General features: G+C 65.2%; 11 protein-coding genes and 2 pseudogenes. 9 read left to right on the top strand and 4 right to left on the bottom strand.

Annotation, left to right across the window (positions count from 1 at the left end; all coding sequences use genetic code 11):
* Positions 1–69 precede the first annotated feature (69 nt).
* Positions 70–2,091 (bottom strand): annotated as a pseudogene (locus tag WAF18_RS15265) (DEAD/DEAH box helicase); the annotation flags it as partial.
* A gap of 305 nt (positions 2,092–2,396) precedes the next feature.
* Between WAF18_RS15265 and WAF18_RS15260 the strand changes: the two are divergent.
* The 7 genes from WAF18_RS15260 to WAF18_RS15230 all read left to right on the top strand — a co-directional run bounded on the left by WAF18_RS15260 (position 2,397) and on the right by WAF18_RS15230 (position 11,138).
* Positions 2,397–2,996 carry a hypothetical protein gene (locus tag WAF18_RS15260; protein WP_337245856.1) on the top strand — a complete coding sequence of 200 codons (600 nt, stop codon included), beginning with the start codon at positions 2,397–2,399 and terminating at the stop codon, positions 2,994–2,996.
* The gene (locus WAF18_RS15255; protein ID WP_337245855.1) at positions 2,993–4,981 is read left to right on the top strand and encodes a hypothetical protein; all 1,989 of its coding nucleotides are present in this window, start codon (positions 2,993–2,995) and stop codon (positions 4,979–4,981) included. Before WAF18_RS15260 ends, WAF18_RS15255 begins: the two co-directional genes overlap by 4 nt.
* 12 nt (positions 4,982–4,993) lie before the next feature.
* On the top strand, positions 4,994–6,883 hold the full coding sequence (locus WAF18_RS15250; protein WP_337245854.1) for a hypothetical protein: 1,890 nt from the start codon (positions 4,994–4,996) through the stop codon (positions 6,881–6,883).
* A 586-nt stretch (positions 6,884–7,469) separates the two neighbouring features.
* Positions 7,470–8,390, top strand: a complete 921-nt coding sequence (gene rimK / locus WAF18_RS15245) for a 30S ribosomal protein S6--L-glutamate ligase (protein WP_337245853.1) — start codon at positions 7,470–7,472, stop codon at positions 8,388–8,390.
* A gap of 254 nt (positions 8,391–8,644) precedes the next feature.
* The gene (locus WAF18_RS15240; RefSeq protein ID WP_337245852.1) at positions 8,645–9,112 is read left to right on the top strand and encodes a hypothetical protein; all 468 of its coding nucleotides are present in this window, start codon (positions 8,645–8,647) and stop codon (positions 9,110–9,112) included.
* Between the two features lie 15 nt (positions 9,113–9,127).
* Positions 9,128–9,811 (top strand): response regulator transcription factor, encoded by a 684-nt coding sequence (locus WAF18_RS15235; RefSeq protein WP_183426700.1) that lies wholly within the window; start codon positions 9,128–9,130, stop codon positions 9,809–9,811.
* On the top strand, positions 9,798–11,138 hold the full coding sequence (locus tag WAF18_RS15230; RefSeq protein ID WP_183426701.1) for a HAMP domain-containing sensor histidine kinase: 1,341 nt from the start codon (positions 9,798–9,800) through the stop codon (positions 11,136–11,138). Before WAF18_RS15235 ends, WAF18_RS15230 begins: the two co-directional genes overlap by 14 nt.
* An 81-nt stretch (positions 11,139–11,219) precedes the next feature.
* Here the strand turns inward: WAF18_RS15230 and WAF18_RS15225 are convergent, their stop codons facing one another.
* Together WAF18_RS15225 and metF are read right to left on the bottom strand one after the other, a co-directional pair.
* Positions 11,220–11,798, bottom strand: a complete 579-nt coding sequence (locus WAF18_RS15225; protein WP_337245851.1) for a hypothetical protein — start codon at positions 11,796–11,798, stop codon at positions 11,220–11,222.
* A 41-nt stretch (positions 11,799–11,839) separates the two neighbouring features.
* Positions 11,840–12,664, bottom strand: coding sequence for a methylenetetrahydrofolate reductase [NAD(P)H] (gene metF, locus WAF18_RS15220; protein ID WP_337245850.1), 825 nt, complete (start codon positions 12,662–12,664; stop codon positions 11,840–11,842).
* 180 nt (positions 12,665–12,844) lie between these two features.
* Between metF and mqo the strand changes: the two genes are divergently transcribed.
* Entirely contained in the window at positions 12,845–14,548 is a 1,704-nt protein-coding gene (mqo, locus tag WAF18_RS15215) for a malate dehydrogenase (quinone) (protein ID WP_337245921.1), read from the top strand.
* An 86-nt stretch (positions 14,549–14,634) separates the two neighbouring features.
* On the top strand, positions 14,635–15,192 hold the full coding sequence (locus tag WAF18_RS15210; RefSeq protein WP_337245849.1) for a DUF3228 family protein: 558 nt from the start codon (positions 14,635–14,637) through the stop codon (positions 15,190–15,192).
* A gap of 57 nt (positions 15,193–15,249) precedes the next feature.
* On the opposite strand, the pseudogene WAF18_RS15205 reads toward WAF18_RS15210, so the two are convergent.
* Positions 15,250–15,598: pseudogene (locus tag WAF18_RS15205) on the bottom strand (sugar isomerase); the annotation flags it as partial.

Below are 15,598 nucleotides of genomic sequence, written 5' to 3'. Positions count from 1 at the left end.
CTGGTGAGCGGCATTCAAAGCAAAAAAAAGGCCGGCATCCCGATCGGGATGCCGGCCTTGTCGCAGGACTTACGCTGCAACGAGTTGCCGGGCCAGCGCCACTTCGACGGAATCACCGTCTTGGTTGAGCACGTCGAGCCCGGACTCGGGCACGTCGCCCGAGGTCGATTGCGAGACCAGGATCTTCTTGGCCATCAGGGCAAGGCACGTCATCTGCGACGTGGCCGCGTAGCCCAAGTAGATCACCTTGACGGCCAGGGTCTGGCCGATACGCCAGGAGCGTCGCGCCGCCTGTTGGAGCGTGTAGATGTTCCACCCCGACTGCATGAAGACAATCGTGGGGAACTCCAGCAGATCCAGGCCGGTTTTCACCAGTTCGGGATTGGTGATCAGCACATCGATCCCGCGGTCGAGCTGTTCGGCGATCCAGTCCTCGCGCCGTGAGGCATCCACGCTTGCGCGCAGTACCGCGACCCGAAAACCTTCCTGCTCCAACAGCATCTTCAACCGGCTGGTGGTGTCCCGCGTGCCGGTGTAGACCGAATAGACCAGGGTCTTGCGACCCGCGGCCTTTTCCTCGCGGCAGATGTCGATCAGCTCACGCTCTTTCGGCATGATCTCCAGCTCGTTGAACTGAGCCGGTGTGAAGCCGAGCACCTGCCGCGTACGCGGATGGCGCACGGTCTCGGCGCGGAAGCAGCAGTCGGACCAGGCCAACAGCACGTTGAGCACGACGCCCAGCAAGGTGGTGTCCCGCTTGCGCAGGGCCTCCTTGAGCTCCGCGGTCAGGCGTGTGGCCAGCTCGCGGTAGGCCTGGGCCTGGCCCGCGTCCATGGCGACCTCCCTGAACTCCTCGTCGTACGGCGGCAGGACGCCGCCGATGTCCCAAAGCTTGAGGAAGATGGTGTACGGCAACACGCACCGCAGCACGCCCTTCGGCCCGAAGCCCGGCGCCTTGACGGTTCTGACCGTGACCTTCGAGCCTTTGGCGGTCTTGTGGGCCGGCCCGTCGCTCTCGGAGTAGATGTCGCGCAGGACACCGTGGTCCCTCATGAACGCCATCGCAGCGGCGTTCATGCTGCCGCTGGCGCTCGGACGGTAGCCGTCCTCGATCATCCGACCAGGCAGGGCCCGGAACAGAAGGTGGAACAAGTCGTCCGCGTAGCCGCCCATCAAGGTGCCGGTCAGCAGCAAGGCCTTGCGGACCTTGGATGCGATGACGCCCATGGCCTGGCCCTGCGCCGACCCGCCCGTCTTGTACTCGTGTGCCTCATCGGCAATGAGCAAGTCGAACGTGCTCTGCGGCAGATACCGCTTCACATACTCCGAGGGCTGGTAGCCGCCTTCGCCGAGACCAAACTCCATCGAGGACATCGCGCGTTCCATGCGCTGTGCCTGGCGATCTGAGAACACCAGCTCGCCGTTGGCATCCATCAGGTTGATGAACTCATGGAAGTTGTCGCCGAGCATCGAGGCCAGGAAGGAATCGCCGAAGGTCTTCATCAGCTTGGCCGCGGTGGCTTCGCCGATCGTCGGGATCCGCTTCAAGGCCTTCAGCACGGCCGATGACTGGTCACTGCCGGACAAGGTGCGCGGCCGCATCAGCGTCCATAGGGCGGTGCTGCAGACGGCGCACTTGCGACGAGCGTCCTCGGCCTCCAGCTCCAGGGCGCTGACCGGCTCGCCGTCGAGGTTGTTGACGACCGTCCCGCAATGCGGGCAGGCCCCCACGACGCCGTGCCGGGTGCGCTTGCGCATGAAGGCAGGCTTCCAGTGGAAGCCCATCCTCATCCTGACGCGGCCGATGATGAAGAACTCCTGGCTGTCGCTCGGTACGTTCAACTGCTCGCGCAGCTTGATCAGTTTGAGCAGAGTGTCCGGGCCGTTGAGCACCCAGACCTTAGCGCCGGCGACGGTTTCGAGAATCTCCCGGCGCCACTTGTAGACCAGGTGCGGCGGGCTGAGGACGAGGGTGCGGCGATAGCCTTCGGCGTGGAGGACGGCCGCCAGCGCGATGCCGACGGTGGTCTTGCCCGTCCCCATCTCGCCGTTGACGAAGGCAGCGCGCTCGCCTTGGTTGACGAGCAGTTCCGGCGACTGGGTGCACGAGATAATCCAAGATAATTCGGCGAGTCAGTGGTCGAGGTAAGCAGCTTGGCTCGCTTTCAGCGCGGTGCTTCAAGGATTTGCCGGGCAGGGCGCCCTAGTACGGCATGTTTCATGAGTCCATCGGACGCTCTCCCTAGACATCGATGTTTGCGGTATTATCAGGCGCGCCTGTCGGGGGGATTGGAGCCGTGAATACTGTGGTCCAATTAAAAGGACTGAAGTGTGGGAGCGGGCTCCCGTTGACGGCGGCGCGTGAGCCTAGCTCGCGCCATCGGGATGCGCTCCGATTGCTCTTCATCTTGGTGGCAGGCGGCGAAGACGCGGACGAGCCTACTCAGGATGTCGCGAAAATCTTTCGCGCCGAGAAGCGTTTGATGGCGATGGACTTCCTCGTTAGGTACCCCGACTACCTAGGGGATGCGCTGCTCGATCTCTATGAAGATACCGGAGAGCACGAGTTGCTTGGGGCCGTTCAGAGCATCTTCCAGAACGATGAGCCCTCTGTCCGAATGGTGCGCATGGTTCGCTGGCGGCACGGCGCCTACCAGAATGCGGAGGACGCACTCGCCATGCTGAGCTATTACGGCCTTGCCAGGCCGATGCAGCTATCCGGTGACGATGGCAAGGTGCGCCGCTACGAGTACCTTGTCTCCCCGCGCGCGATCTCTTTCCTTGAAAAGTGCGTCGAGGATCACCCAGACCTAGCGTGGTATCGGGATCGATTGACGTTGGTCATGCGCGTTGCTGCCGGCAAGAGCGGCTCTGCGCTCAAGGAGTGGCAGTACGAGCATCCGGAGTACGGAAGCACGATCCAGGGCGACGTGATTCCCACGATCCAGAAGCACGTCGAACAGCGTCTTGCCAAGATCGTCGGAGCGACCGCTTGAACAAGGAAAGGATTGTTGAGCCGACCGAGTCCGGTTGGATTAGGACAATAGCCGAGGACAGCGGCAGCCCTGAGGCGGATGTTCGTGGCGTGCTGTTGAAGTATGGGATTCGCGCGCAGACCACACCGCCGCGTGCCCGGAGTCTCCGTTTCGAAAGCGTCAAATTGACGGGGGTTCGAGTCGAGTCCGAACGCGATGGACCGTTCGAGCTTTCGTGGACGGGCCTCGAGGCCGGCATTTGGGTGGTGATGTCAGAGCGCAATCTGCGAGGTAAATCCTCGATTCTGAATCTGCTGCAAGCTGCGATCCGTGGCGACTTCCCAGGTCAGATGAAGGGCGATGTGTGGAGGTGGCTGGAGACAATCGACATCAGCTATCGCATTGATGACGTCCTGTATCAGCTGGAGGTGCGCAAGTCGGCGATAAAGGAGAATGCGGCAGACGGCACGGCGGTGCTCAGGCGAAGCCACGACGGCTCGTGGATCACGTTGTACGAAGGAGATGCAGGCGACGGGCTGAAGTCGCAGACCGAGCACCTGATGATGGAAGAGCTGGGCTTCCCGGTCATCTATGCCCATAACAAGAACACAGGGGGCCATCCTCATGGGTGGCCGTCGATCGCCTCGACGCTGTTTCTGTCCAGTTCCATCGAGCCGAAGGCTCTTTTCGGCGATATCGCTGTCGATGGGCTTCCCCTCAGGCTGCTGCAACTGTTCGTCGGACTGCCATGGGTCTCCACGTACAGTGCTGCTTTGACCGCGCAGAAGCAGGTCGAACAGGCGTTGTCGGTTCGGCCCAAGCATCCCGGCCTCGGTGCGGTGCTGGCCGCCAAGATCTCCGACGTCGAGCGCAGGCTTTCCGAAGCCAAGGGGGCGGCAGGGAACGGTGGACGGGACGCAATCCGACAAGAACTGAAGCGGCTCGACGAGCAGACCCATGCCGTGAGGGCCGCTGCGCTAGCAGCTCAGATCGCTTTGGAGGCCGACGCGGCGACTGCGGCGAGCGTGCGGGCCAGTTATGACAACGCGCGGCGAAGGCTCAAGCAGCTTGAGGAAGAACGCTCTGCAGGGTACTCGTTTCGTCAGCTTAGCCCGACTTGCTGCCCATCCTGCGAGACTGCCTTCGATAAGACCGCGCCGGCAACTCCACAAACGGATGGAGGCACCTGCGCTTTGTGCAAGAGTGATCTGCCTGACCACGACGACGACTTGGACAGCGAGCGCATTCAGGACGCACAGACCCACGTGCAAGAGCTGTTGAAGTCTCTGGAGGAGGTCAAGACCAAGCTCAAGCTGACCGACGAAGCCGCCGTGGAGGCGACCGAGCGGCTCAATGCCGCCACTCGCAGGGCGCAGGCCCTTCAGAAGTCCCTGTCCGCATTGCCGGCCGATCCAGAGCTCGTCGTGGTGCGGCTGGAGGCCAAGCTCCAGCAGTTGCGCGAGGTGTCAGAATCGCTGACATCTCCGGGCGGAGACGACGCGCAGACGCAGGGCGAACTCAGTATCCTGCGTGCCGCGACAGATGCCAGCAAGACACTAATGAGCGGCATGCAAGCGGACGTTCTAGATGAAATCGCCGCGTCCGTGATGACCCTCGCCAAGAAGTTCGGCGTCTCCAATGTCACCAGCATGCAACTCGATGGGGGGGGTAGGCTGAAGATCCGTCAGGGCGGTGCTGACATTTATTTCTCTAGTTTGACGGTGGGCGAAAAACTGCGCATCAAGATCGCAAGTTCGCTGGCCGCGGTGCAGGTAGCCAAGCGCCGTGGACATGGCCGGCACCCGGGCCTTTTGATCATCGACTCTCCGGGCGCGGAAGAGGTTGTGAGCGCGGATCTCGAGCAGATGCTCGACAGCGTAGCGGCGGCGGCGAAAGAGATCGGAGGCATCCAGATCATCATTGGCACGATTGCGCGCAAGGCCGTGGAAGATGTCGTGCCCGACACGCATAGACTGCAGGTCCGGGGCGACGGTTACCTCTTCTGACCGGCGGCGACGATGGAAACTACTTATCGGTTGTTGGCCCAAGACGGCACGACCATCGCGGATCCGGGATCGGCCCACGAAGACACGCTGTTAGACGCGGTTGATCGGCTACATGCTGGGCTGGAACGCGTCGATGCATTCACCTGGCTGTCCGGCTGGGCCGCGGCTGACGCCGTCCAGCGGGCGATGCAGCGGTTACTGGCGCAGGAAGACGATGCAACGTCTATCGCGGAAATGGTCGATTGTCTCGACGAGCTGTCCGCGATACCGCAGGCGCTCCGACGACGAGCATGGGAAACCTTCCGCGGGCGTTTCGAGCCCCGATACGAACATGACTGGATGCGTGCGCAGGCGCTGCGCGGCGCTCTTGTCGTCGCACAGGACGATCCGGTACTGCTAAGGCGCCTACAAGCCTACCTTCTGGATGTGGCCACGGACGACAGCGGCGCGTATCTGCGGCATGTCGCAAAGGTCTCCGGCGCCATCTTGCGAAGGTATCCCGACGACGACTTTCGGGCGCTTCTCATGCGGCTCACGGGTACCGGTGCTGCCGCAGACGAAGCGGCATTCGCGCTCGGACTGGATCGGCTGCAGGAAGGGCTGAAGGCCAGGACGCACGCTGAACTAACCTCGGCGCTCACCGCTGCGCAGGACTGGTTTCGCCTTTCGGTGGCGAAGAGTGAAGAGCGTTCTGATGCTGCGCTTCACTCGATCTGCACGTCCGTCCTGATCAATGTTCAAGTCAGGGGCCTGCACGCCGAACTGATATTCGATTTAACGAAGCTCCGGCGGGCTGCCATTACGTACGCTGCATATGCGCAGCACCGCCACTCCGCGACATCGTGGCTGGGCGTCTCCTCACGGGAGCGATTCCATTGGCTGTCGATGGCGACCAGGCTCGCGGTGATCAGTCAGACGGTTGCGAAAGGCGTGTGGCTGCAAGCAGCCACGGTGATCGAGGAAGAACTGCTTGCCATTTTTTTCGCGGGCGAGAGGGTGTTCTCGCGGCCCGACGCACACGGAATGGAGTTGCTCGGACGGCAGGCGCTCATCCAGTCGCTGACTCGACGACGATATTGCCTGCAAGTCTTGGATCAGTGGCTCGTCGAGAATGCGGCGAGCGATCTCGCCGCAGGCGTTGTGCAGCTGCGCGCTTCCGTACAGCAATCGCTGGAAGAGGCCCTCCATCGAAGCCCTTTTGATGAATCGACCGGAGGCCGGCTGGTCGATTACCTCAAACAATCCGGCCTCGATGAAACGACGGCCGCCATGACGGCTGCGCAGATCGACGCGAGCGTCGACCGGAACCAGGCGGTGTCGCCACTCTGGTCCGCGCTTATGGAGCAACTGTCGGGCTGTTCCGACTACGAGCACGGCCAGCCCAGGGTGCTGCTTGAGAACATGTGCACGTTCCTCCTGCGGTTCCTGGAGTTCCGTGCCAACTCCGGAAGGAGCACTGATCCGTCGAGCGAGTATGTGTTCCGGCGCGGTGCCAACTTGCCGGTCGAACATGATCTGCAACTGGATTTTCTGAAGTTCCTCGCGATGGTCGACGCAACATCGTTCCGTGCCGAGGCCAGCGATATTGGCGGAGGGCGCGCCGATATCGCGATCGAATACCGTGGTGTGAGAACGATCGTAGAAGTGAAGAAGGATGACGACGTGCCTTGTAATGCGACCCTGGCAGCGCGATATGCCGGACAAGCCACAGGATATCTGACGACGGGCGTGCGCTTCGGGTTCCTGCTCGTGCTCGACCTGACGGACCGAAACGGCCATCAGCCCCACCTGTGCGAGCAGATCAGCGTGGAGCGCAAGGTGCCTGACGGCTCCCAAGTGGAGTATCACATCGTGGTCGCCAGGGTGCAGGCCAAACGCAAGACGCCGCATCAACTGCGATAGCTGCGTAATCGCGCTTCGCGGCGACCGAGATCCAGGAAGTCCGCGCGCTGCTAAGCTAAGCTTGCAGCCACCGCCCGCCGCAAACCGTTGCTAATCAGCGCAATCATCGCAATCGAGCCCATCAACGTTGCGCTGCCGGCCTTGAATCGCCGGAGGAGCTCAAGGGCGAGTCGGTGCAGCTGTCTTTGGAGGGAGGCACCTCGACCGCATGAGGCGACAACACTTGTATCAGCACTTCCGGTGTGAGGGGTGCGACTCCAGCGAGCCGAGAAATGCTGGCCTTGAGGTATGAAGGCCGGGTCGATTTGCGGACTGATCTTCTTGGCTGTTGATGGTGTTGATTGGATGGCTCTGGACGATGTGGCTTGTCAGACGCCGCACTCTGGTCCAAAATGTGGTCGCAACTCGCGAACCGAGTTCAAAGAACGCTTTTTAAATCAGCGGCTTGGACGCATCTTCTCGTTCCCATCACCCGCTCCAGTTCCAGCGGCGGCACCATCGACGATGGTGTCGCCGTTTTCGTTGCAGCTGTTCCCGTCGATCCTCGATGCGGCCCGTCGGCGCCGCGTGCTTGCCCGGTCCTGCGATGAAGCTCGCGATCCTGTCCCGCAACACCAAGCTTTACTCCACCCGCCGGCTGGTCGAGGCCGCACGGACGCGCGGTCACACCGTGCGCGTGCTCGACCCGCTGCGCTGCTACATGCGCATCAGCAGCGAGGGCTTCTCATTGCGCTACAAGGGGCGTCCGATCGAGGCCTTCGATGCGGTGATCCCGCGTTTCGGCACCTCGGTGGCGCGCTATGGCAACGCAGTGCTCCACCAGCTCGAGTTGATGGGCAGCTTCGCGCCCAATCCTTCGGCAGCATTCGCACGGGCGCGCGACAAGCTGCGCTGCCAGCAACTGCTGGCCGCCGAGGGCATCGGCCTGCCGGTCACGGTGTTCGGCGACAACCCCGACGACACCGACGACCTGCTGGCGATGCTTGGTCCGCCGCCGCATGTGATCAAGCTCAACGAGGGCATGCAGGGCGCTGGCGTGATGCTGACCGAGAAGCCATCGGCCTCGCGTGGCGCGGTCGAGGCCCTGCGCGGCCTGTATGCCAACTTCCTGGTGCAGGAGTTCATCGCCGAGGCCCAGGGCGCGGACCTGCGCTGCTTCGTGGTCGGCGACCAGGTCATCGGCGCCATGCAGCGCCAGGCGCCGGCGGGGGACTTTCGCTCCAATCTCCATCGCGGCGGCAGCGCGAGTGCGGCGGTCGCAACTGAGGAAGAGCAAGCGGTCGCGGTGCGCGCGGCCCAAGTGGTGGGCCTGGGGATCGCCGGGGTCGATCTGATCCGTTCGGACCGGGGACCACTGGTGCTCGAGGTCAACGCCTCGCCCGGTCTGGAGGGCATCGAGGCGGTGACGGGGCAGGATATCGCCGGGGGCATCGTCGAGCATCTGGCCGCGCGGGTCGGGGCTGGACGTCCGCGACGTGCGCGGCGTCATGGATCCAACGGAACCTGAACGTTTTTTTTCCGTATTTCGACGGATCTCACCCCTAATCTGAGCGTCCGGAATGCGCTTGCGCTCTCTCCCCCGGCTTCGGCCGGGGCGCAGCGGATAACGGCAATCGGGGCAACACTCCTTTGACCCGGGCGGCCAACGTCCGGGTCTTTTTGTGTGTCGCGCCTTGGCATGGGCGGTGGCCCGGTTCGATGGCATGATCCGCGGGCGGCCTGACGGGCGCCTTGCAATCGGATCACCAGGGAGTGGCGCGTATGAAGCGGTCGATCGGTATCGGTCTTGCAGTGTTGTGTGTCTTCTCGCAAGCGGTCTGGGCCGGTGATGGCGTGGTCGATATCGAAAGTGGTGCTTTCGAACGGCAGCGCGCCGCGGTGCTGGCAGACCTGTCCGGGGGCGAGGCGTACGCAGAGATTTCGCCCTCGGACAAGCAGACAGTGGTCTCGCTGCTGGACCGGATGCAGGGCGTGATCGAGAAGACATCGAGCGTGGATGCGTTGCATGAAACCGAACGCGTGCGGTTGTTCAACGACCAAGAGCAAGTGAACACGATCCTGACGCGTGCGAAAGCCGACAGCCGGCTGGTCTGCCGTCGCGAGACGCCGATCGGATCGCGGCTCCCGCAAACCAACTGCATGACGGTCGCCGAGCGCCGACGTGCGACCGAGACATCACAGGAACGACTGCGCTCCCGTGGTGTAATGAAACCGACCGACCCAAGGTAAGAAAAAGGCGCATCCATGCATATCCTTGTCATCGAAGACAACCAGGACATCGCCGCCAATCTCGGGGATTACCTCGAGGACCGCGGCCACACCGTCGACTTCGCCGCCGACGGCGTCACCGGCCTGCATCTGGCGGTGGTCCATGATTTCGATGCGATCGTGCTCGATCTCAATCTGCCGGGCATGGACGGCCTGGAGGTCTGCCGCAAGCTGCGCAACGACGCGCGCAAGCAGACGCCGGTGCTGATGCTCACCGCCCGCGACAGCCTCGACAACAAGCTCGCCGGCTTCGACTCGGGTGCCGACGACTATCTGGTCAAGCCGTTCGCGCTGCAGGAGGTTGAGGTCCGCCTCAATGCGCTGTCGCGCCGCGGCAAGGGCGCGCACACGCGCGTGCTGGAAGTCGGCGAGCTCGAGTACAACCTCGACACCCTCGAGGTGCGTCGCCAGGGCAAGCTGCTGCAACTCAACCCGACCGCACTCAAGATCCTGCAGTCGTTGATGGAGGCCTCGCCGGCCGTGGTCACGCGCCAGGAGCTCGAGACCCGCGTCTGGGGCGAGGAACTGCCGGACTCCGACTCGCTGCGCGTGCATATCCATGGCCTGCGCGCGGTCGTCGACAAGCCGTTCGATCCGCCCTACATCCAGACACGGCACGGGATCGGCTACCGGATCGCCGTGCCCGATGCCGCCAACTGAGGTCGCGACGGGCCGTCCGGCCCGGGTCCGCGAGCGCCGCTACCGGCGGCGCCTGCGCAGCCGCATCATTCTGTCGTTCGTGCTGCTCGGGCTCGGGCTCACGACGCTGTTCGCGTTCCTGACCCAGGAAGCCCGCGACCGCGTGGAGAACACGCTGGTCGAGGACCTGATGAATCGCAACATCGACGAGTATGCGCGGCGCTACTACGTCGACCCCTCGCGTAATCCCGCCGCCCCGGTCGAACAGATCCGCGCGCGCGTGGTCAAGCGCGACCGGTTCGAGGAGCTGCGCTATGAGCAGCCCGACTGGTATGAACTGGGCGACGGCATCCACAACCTCAGCGGCGTCGACGAGGACGGCACGCCGTTCATGTACAAGCTGGCGGTGCGCAAGACGCCGGAGGAATGGTTCTTCCTGGCCTACGACATGACCGAGACTGTGCGCGGCGCGACCCAGTTCCAGCGCGCCATCTTCGGTTCGGTGGTCATGGTGTCGTTGCTGTCGGGACTGATCGGTTGGTGGTCGGCCGCGCGGGTCATGAGCCCGGTCTCGGAGCTGGCCAAGCGGCTCAGCCGCTCGGGCGACAGTTCGCGGCCGCAGGCGCTGGCGCCGCATTTTCCCGACGACGAGGTGGGGCAGCTCGCCAGCGCGCTCGACGACTATGCCTTCCGGCTCACCGAAGTGGTGCAGCGCGACCGCGAGTTCAATGCCGACGTCAGCCACGAACTGCGCACGCCGCTGGCGGTCATCAAGGGCGCGGTGGAGTTGCTGCTGTCGCGGCCGGACCTGGACGAGAAGACTCGGACCCGGCTGCTGCGCATCCAGCGCGCCGAGCAACAGTGCACCGACCTGATCAGCGCGCTGCTGCTGCTCTCGCGCGAGGAGCGCGGACATGGCGCGACCGACATCGGCCGCGTCGTCGAGCAGTTGTTCGACGCGCACCGCCCGCAACTGGTCGGCAAGCCACTGGAACTGCGCCTGGAGGCCGAGCAGCCGCTCGTCGTCGACGCCCCCGAGGCTGCGGTCACCGTTGCGCTGGGCAACCTGGTCGGCAATGCGATCAAGTACACCCAGGAAGGCGAGGTGGTCGTGCGCGTGCGTGCGCACACCGTGGAGGTCGCTGACAGTGGCCCGGGTCTGAGCGCGGAGGATGCAGCCCGGCTGTTCGAACGCGGCTATCGCGGCACGCACGCCGAGCACTCGCAGGGCGGTGGCATCGGCCTGTCGATCGTACGTCGGCTGTGCGATCTGTATGGCTGGCAGGTGCGGGTGGTCCCCGGCGCGGTGCGCGGAGTCGTGGCGACCCTGTCGTTCCGCCCTGACTGAGCTGCGCGCGCCGCGCCGCGCGCAGGTTGCCTTCCTCGCGGTGCCCGGTCGCCGTCGACGCCCGCGCTGCGGCCTGCGGCGCTAGAGCCGGATCCACCAGCAGTCGAAATGGCGGTGGAGCGAGAACACCGTCTGCGAGGCGCCGGTCCCGCCGGGGCCGGTCTGGGTGACGCGCAGCGACGATGGCGGTTGCACACGCGCGGCGGCCGGCAGCTCGCGTGCGCTCGCCCACCCGGCGAACCCGCCAGGCGCGCTTGTCGCCGTGGCGGCCGGGCGCTGGGCGACGATATCCACCAGCGGCCGCTGCGCGATCGCGTCCAGGCGGTCGAGAATCCGGTCGCTGCCGGTGCTGTTCATCCCACGCCAGTGGTAAAGCGATGCGAGGCGGTTGGTGTCGCGGCTGTCGATCGCATGGCTCAACTCCTGGATCAGACCACGCAGATGGCGCTGGCATCCGCTGCGGTACGCGGTGACGGCAGCCGCGCCGGCACCGCGCTTGGGGCCGGTCGTTGCGCCGACCGCGCTGCAGGTCCGGTCGGTATAAACGGTGCCGCCGTCGGGCGCGACGCAGCGCCGGATCTGGGCATGCGCTGTCTTGTCCAGCGTCGCGGCGGCGACGGCGAGCAGCGGGAGCAGCAGCGTGACAGCGCGACGGGGCATCGGCGCAGCCTAGCGCCTGGCCGGTGACCGCGACAGTGGCCTCAGGCCAGGCGGGACAGGATGGTCTGGGTCGGCTTGGCGAGGTTGAGTGTGTAGAAATGCAGCGCCGGTGCGCCGCCGGCGATCAGCCGTTCGCACAGGCGGGTGACGATGTCGGCGCCGAGTGCGCGAATCGCCGCCACATCGTCGCCGTGGGCCGCCATGCTGCGTTGCATCCAGCGCGGGATCTCGGCGCCGCAGGCTTCCGAGAACCGACGCAACTGGCTGAAGTTGGAGATCGGCATGATGCCCGGCACGATCGGGACCTCGACACCGGCACGGCGCGCGCTGTCGACGAAGTGGAAGTAGGCGTCGGCGTTGTAGAAGTACTGGGTGATCGCGGCGTCGGCGCCGGCATCGATCTTGGCCTTGAAGTGCGCCAGATCGCGGCGTGCGTCCTCGGCCTGCGGATGCACTTCGGGGTAACAGCCGACCTCGATGCGGAAGCGGTCGCCGAACTCGCTGCGGATGAACGCGACCAGGTCCGAGGCATGGCGCAGATCGCCGGGCTGGCCCATGCCCGAGGGCAGATCGCCGCGCAGCGCGACGATGCGGGTGCAACCGATCGCGCGATAGAGCTTGAGCAGTTCGCGGATCTCCTCGCGGCTGCCGCCGACGCACGACAGATGCGGGGCCGCCTCCAGCCCGTGATCCTGCTTGAGCCGGCGCACGGTCTCTGGCGTGTGGCTCAGGGTCGAACCGCCGGCGCCGAAGGTGCAGGACACGTACTCGGGCGCATACGCGGCAAGCTTCCCGGCGGTCCGGTGCAACTGCTGGCGTTGCTCGTCGGTCTTGGGCGGGTAGAACTCGAAGCTGACCGGGATCATGCGCGACCTGGGACGGAGGTGAGGCAGAAGCATATCTCTTTATCGCGATGGATATAAGAGATTCCGGATTGGGCGCGTTCCCACTGGCTTGACGCGGAGCTCACTAGGCTCCAGCCACGACGTCGCATGCGCCGACCCGGGGCCGGGCGCATCGATGCCTGGTCGGTCGAGGAGTCGGAAATGAAAAAGTTCTTCAAGGTGGCCGTCGGCATAGTCGTCGTGCTCGCGATCGCTGTCGGTGTATTCCTGTACTGGCCGCTGTTCGAGCGCGCGCCGCCGGAACCGGAGAATGCCGAGCCGGTGGATGTGGTGCTGATCGGCGCCGGGATCATGAGCGTCACCCTGGCCACCTATCTGCAGGAACTCGAACCGGACTGGCGGATCGAAATCTACGAACGGTTGGACGGGGTGGCGTTGGAGAGTTCGGACGGTTGGAACAATGCCGGCACCGGCCATTCGGGCTTCGCCGAGCTCAACTACACGCCCGAGCGCGAAGACGGCTCGATCGAGACCGCGCGTGCGGTCGACATCGCCGAACAGTTCGAGATCTCGCGCCAGTTCTGGTCCCACCAGGTCGAGGCCGGACGGCTGGGGACGCCCACCGATTTCATCAATCCGACCCCGCACATGAGCTTCGTCTGGGGCGACGACAACATCGACTATCTGCGCCGCCGCCACGCGGCGCTGTCCAAGGAGCCGCTGTTCCACGGCATGGAGTTTTCGCAGAATCCGGCGCAGATCGCGCGTTGGGCGCCGCTGATGATGGAAGGCCGGGACCCCGCCCAGCGGATCGCCGCGACCTGGATGCCGCTGGGCACCGACGTCAACTTCGGGGTGATCACCCGGCAGCTGACGCAGGCGCTGGAGCGCAGTCCGCGGTTCGGGCTGCACCTTCGCCACGAGGTGCGCAAGCTGCAGCGCGGGGACGATGGCAACTGGACGGTCGCCGTGCACGACCTGGCAAACGATCAAACGCGGTCGATCCGTGCCCGGTTCGTGTTCGTCGGCGCCGGTGGCGCGGCGCTGACGCTGCTGCAGCACTCGGGCATCCCCGAAGCCGCCGACTATGGCGGCTTCCCGGTCGGTGGCCAGTTCCTGGCGACCGACAATCCGGCGGTCACCGGCCGCCACGAGGTGAAGGCCTACGGCAAGGCCGAAGCGGGCTCGCCGCCGATGTCGGTGCCGCATCTGGACGCACGCAAGCTCGACGGCAAGCCGGTGCTGTTGTTCGGCCCGTTCGCATTGCAGAGCACGCGGTTCCTCAAGCATGGCTCGTGGTTCGACCTCTTCTCGTCGGTCAACAACCACAATGTCACCGGCATGCTGCGCGTCGGCGCCGAGAACCGCGACCTGGTGGGCTATCTGATTCAACAGGCTCGGCTGTCGGATGCCGATCGGTTTGCCGAGTTGCAGAATTACTACCCTGACGCCAAGCAGGCCGATTGGCGTCTGGTCACCGCGGGGCAGCGCGTGCAGGTGATCAAGCGCGATCCGCAGAAGGGCGCGATCCTGCAGTTCGGGACCGAGATCGTCACCGATGCCGACGGCAGCATCGCGGCGTTGCTGGGGGCCTCGCCCGGCGCATCGACCTCGCCCAAGATCATGCTCGACGTGCTGCGGCGTGCGTATCCCGAGCGCATGGACGGGCCCTGGCGCGAACGCATCCAGACGATCGTGCCCTCCTATGGGCAGGCGCTGAACACGGACGTGGCGCTGACCAACCGCATCCGCGGCATGACCAGCCGCGTGTTGCGCCTGCCGTATCTCGAGGTGCCGCCGGCCGCGGTCGGCGACGGCCAGCCGCCGGCCGCGAACGACGAACTGCATGGTCCCGACGAAGGGCCGGACGAGGCTGCGCTCGACCGGCGCATGCAGGCCCTGTAGGCGCCATGGAGGCGGCGCTCTTGGGGGCCGCCTCGTGCTCCGTGCCCCGTGCGGTTACCCTGGCGCGCCATGCCGATCGCCCGCAGATGTCCATCGTTCTCACGCCCTTCGCCCGCCCTCGTCTGTTTCCCCGCGTCCCGCGCGGCAACACGATCCAGGACACGACGCCCGAGGCATTCGAGGCGCATCTCAACGCGCAAGCACCGGTCGCCGTGCTCGACGGCTATGCGCCGTTCTGCAAGCTGCATGTGCACCGCAATTGGACGTCGACACGCTGCCTGACCGCGCCGATCACCGAAGCGAACCGGCATCTGCTGCGCTCGGCCTACGAGGCACGCAGCTCCGCCGAGCTCCCGGTGCTGGTGCGCTGGTTCGAAGGCGTGACGCCGCCGCGTGCGGAGTATCTGGTCGTGATCCTCTACAGCGCCGAGCAACTGGCGAAGGAGCGTGCGCCGATCGATGCCGACTGGGGCGTGGTCGGCTGTCTGTATACGGCCGAGCCTGCGGAGATCCCGATGGCGCCGATCACGATGATGCGCAATGCGCTTGGGGTCGAAGAGGGCGGTTCGGGGGTACCGCTGGACCCGGAGGCCTATCGGCGCAGCGTCGCGTTCTGGGAACGCAACGCCAACTGGCGCCCTTGATCGCGCGACGCCGGTGGCGGCGTCGCGTTGCGGCATCGTGCCCGCGGGAGCGAGGATTTACGGCAGCGAATGCAGGCGCACGCCCTGCACGACCCGGTTCACCGTGCCCTGTGCATTCGGGCTGTCGGGCCGCACGCCCAGCGCCCGCGAGGCGTGGAAGGCGAACAGCTGTGCCACGGCGACGTAGGGCCACAGCAGGTCGAGATCGTGGGCGCGTTCGAGCCCGGCCACGCGCACCGCATCGCGCGCCGGGCCATGCGGCGCGGCGGCGGTGACCTCGATCACGCGCGCGGCCACGCCATCGCCGCGCAACTCGTCGAGCAGGTCGAGATCGTAGCGCCGGGTCAGCGGATCGTTGGACACGAAAACCACGACCAGCGTGCGTGCATTGACGAAGGTCTTGGGC

It is taken from the genome of Luteimonas sp. gir (assembly GCF_037198055.1).
GTDB lineage: Bacteria > Pseudomonadota > Gammaproteobacteria > Xanthomonadales > Xanthomonadaceae > Luteimonas > Luteimonas citri_A.
This window is presented reverse-complemented; position numbering and strand designations above follow the sequence as displayed.

Coding starts and splice junctions, on each gene's coding strand:
- mqo (WP_337245921.1), top strand. CDS start 12,845: ATGAAAAAGTTCTTCAAGGTGGCCGTCGGCATAGTCGTCGTGCTCGCG.
- WAF18_RS15230 (WP_183426701.1), top strand. CDS start 9,798: ATGCCGCCAACTGAGGTCGCGACGGGCCGTCCGGCCCGGGTCCGCGAG.
- WAF18_RS15210 (WP_337245849.1), top strand. CDS start 14,635: ATGTCCATCGTTCTCACGCCCTTCGCCCGCCCTCGTCTGTTTCCCCGC.
- rimK (WP_337245853.1), top strand. CDS start 7,470: ATGAAGCTCGCGATCCTGTCCCGCAACACCAAGCTTTACTCCACCCGC.
- WAF18_RS15225 (WP_337245851.1), bottom strand. CDS start 11,798: ATGCCCCGTCGCGCTGTCACGCTGCTGCTCCCGCTGCTCGCCGTCGCC.
- WAF18_RS15250 (WP_337245854.1), top strand. CDS start 4,994: ATGGAAACTACTTATCGGTTGTTGGCCCAAGACGGCACGACCATCGCG.
- metF (WP_337245850.1), bottom strand. CDS start 12,664: ATGATCCCGGTCAGCTTCGAGTTCTACCCGCCCAAGACCGACGAGCAA.
- WAF18_RS15240 (WP_337245852.1), top strand. CDS start 8,645: ATGAAGCGGTCGATCGGTATCGGTCTTGCAGTGTTGTGTGTCTTCTCG.
- WAF18_RS15235 (WP_183426700.1), top strand. CDS start 9,128: ATGCATATCCTTGTCATCGAAGACAACCAGGACATCGCCGCCAATCTC.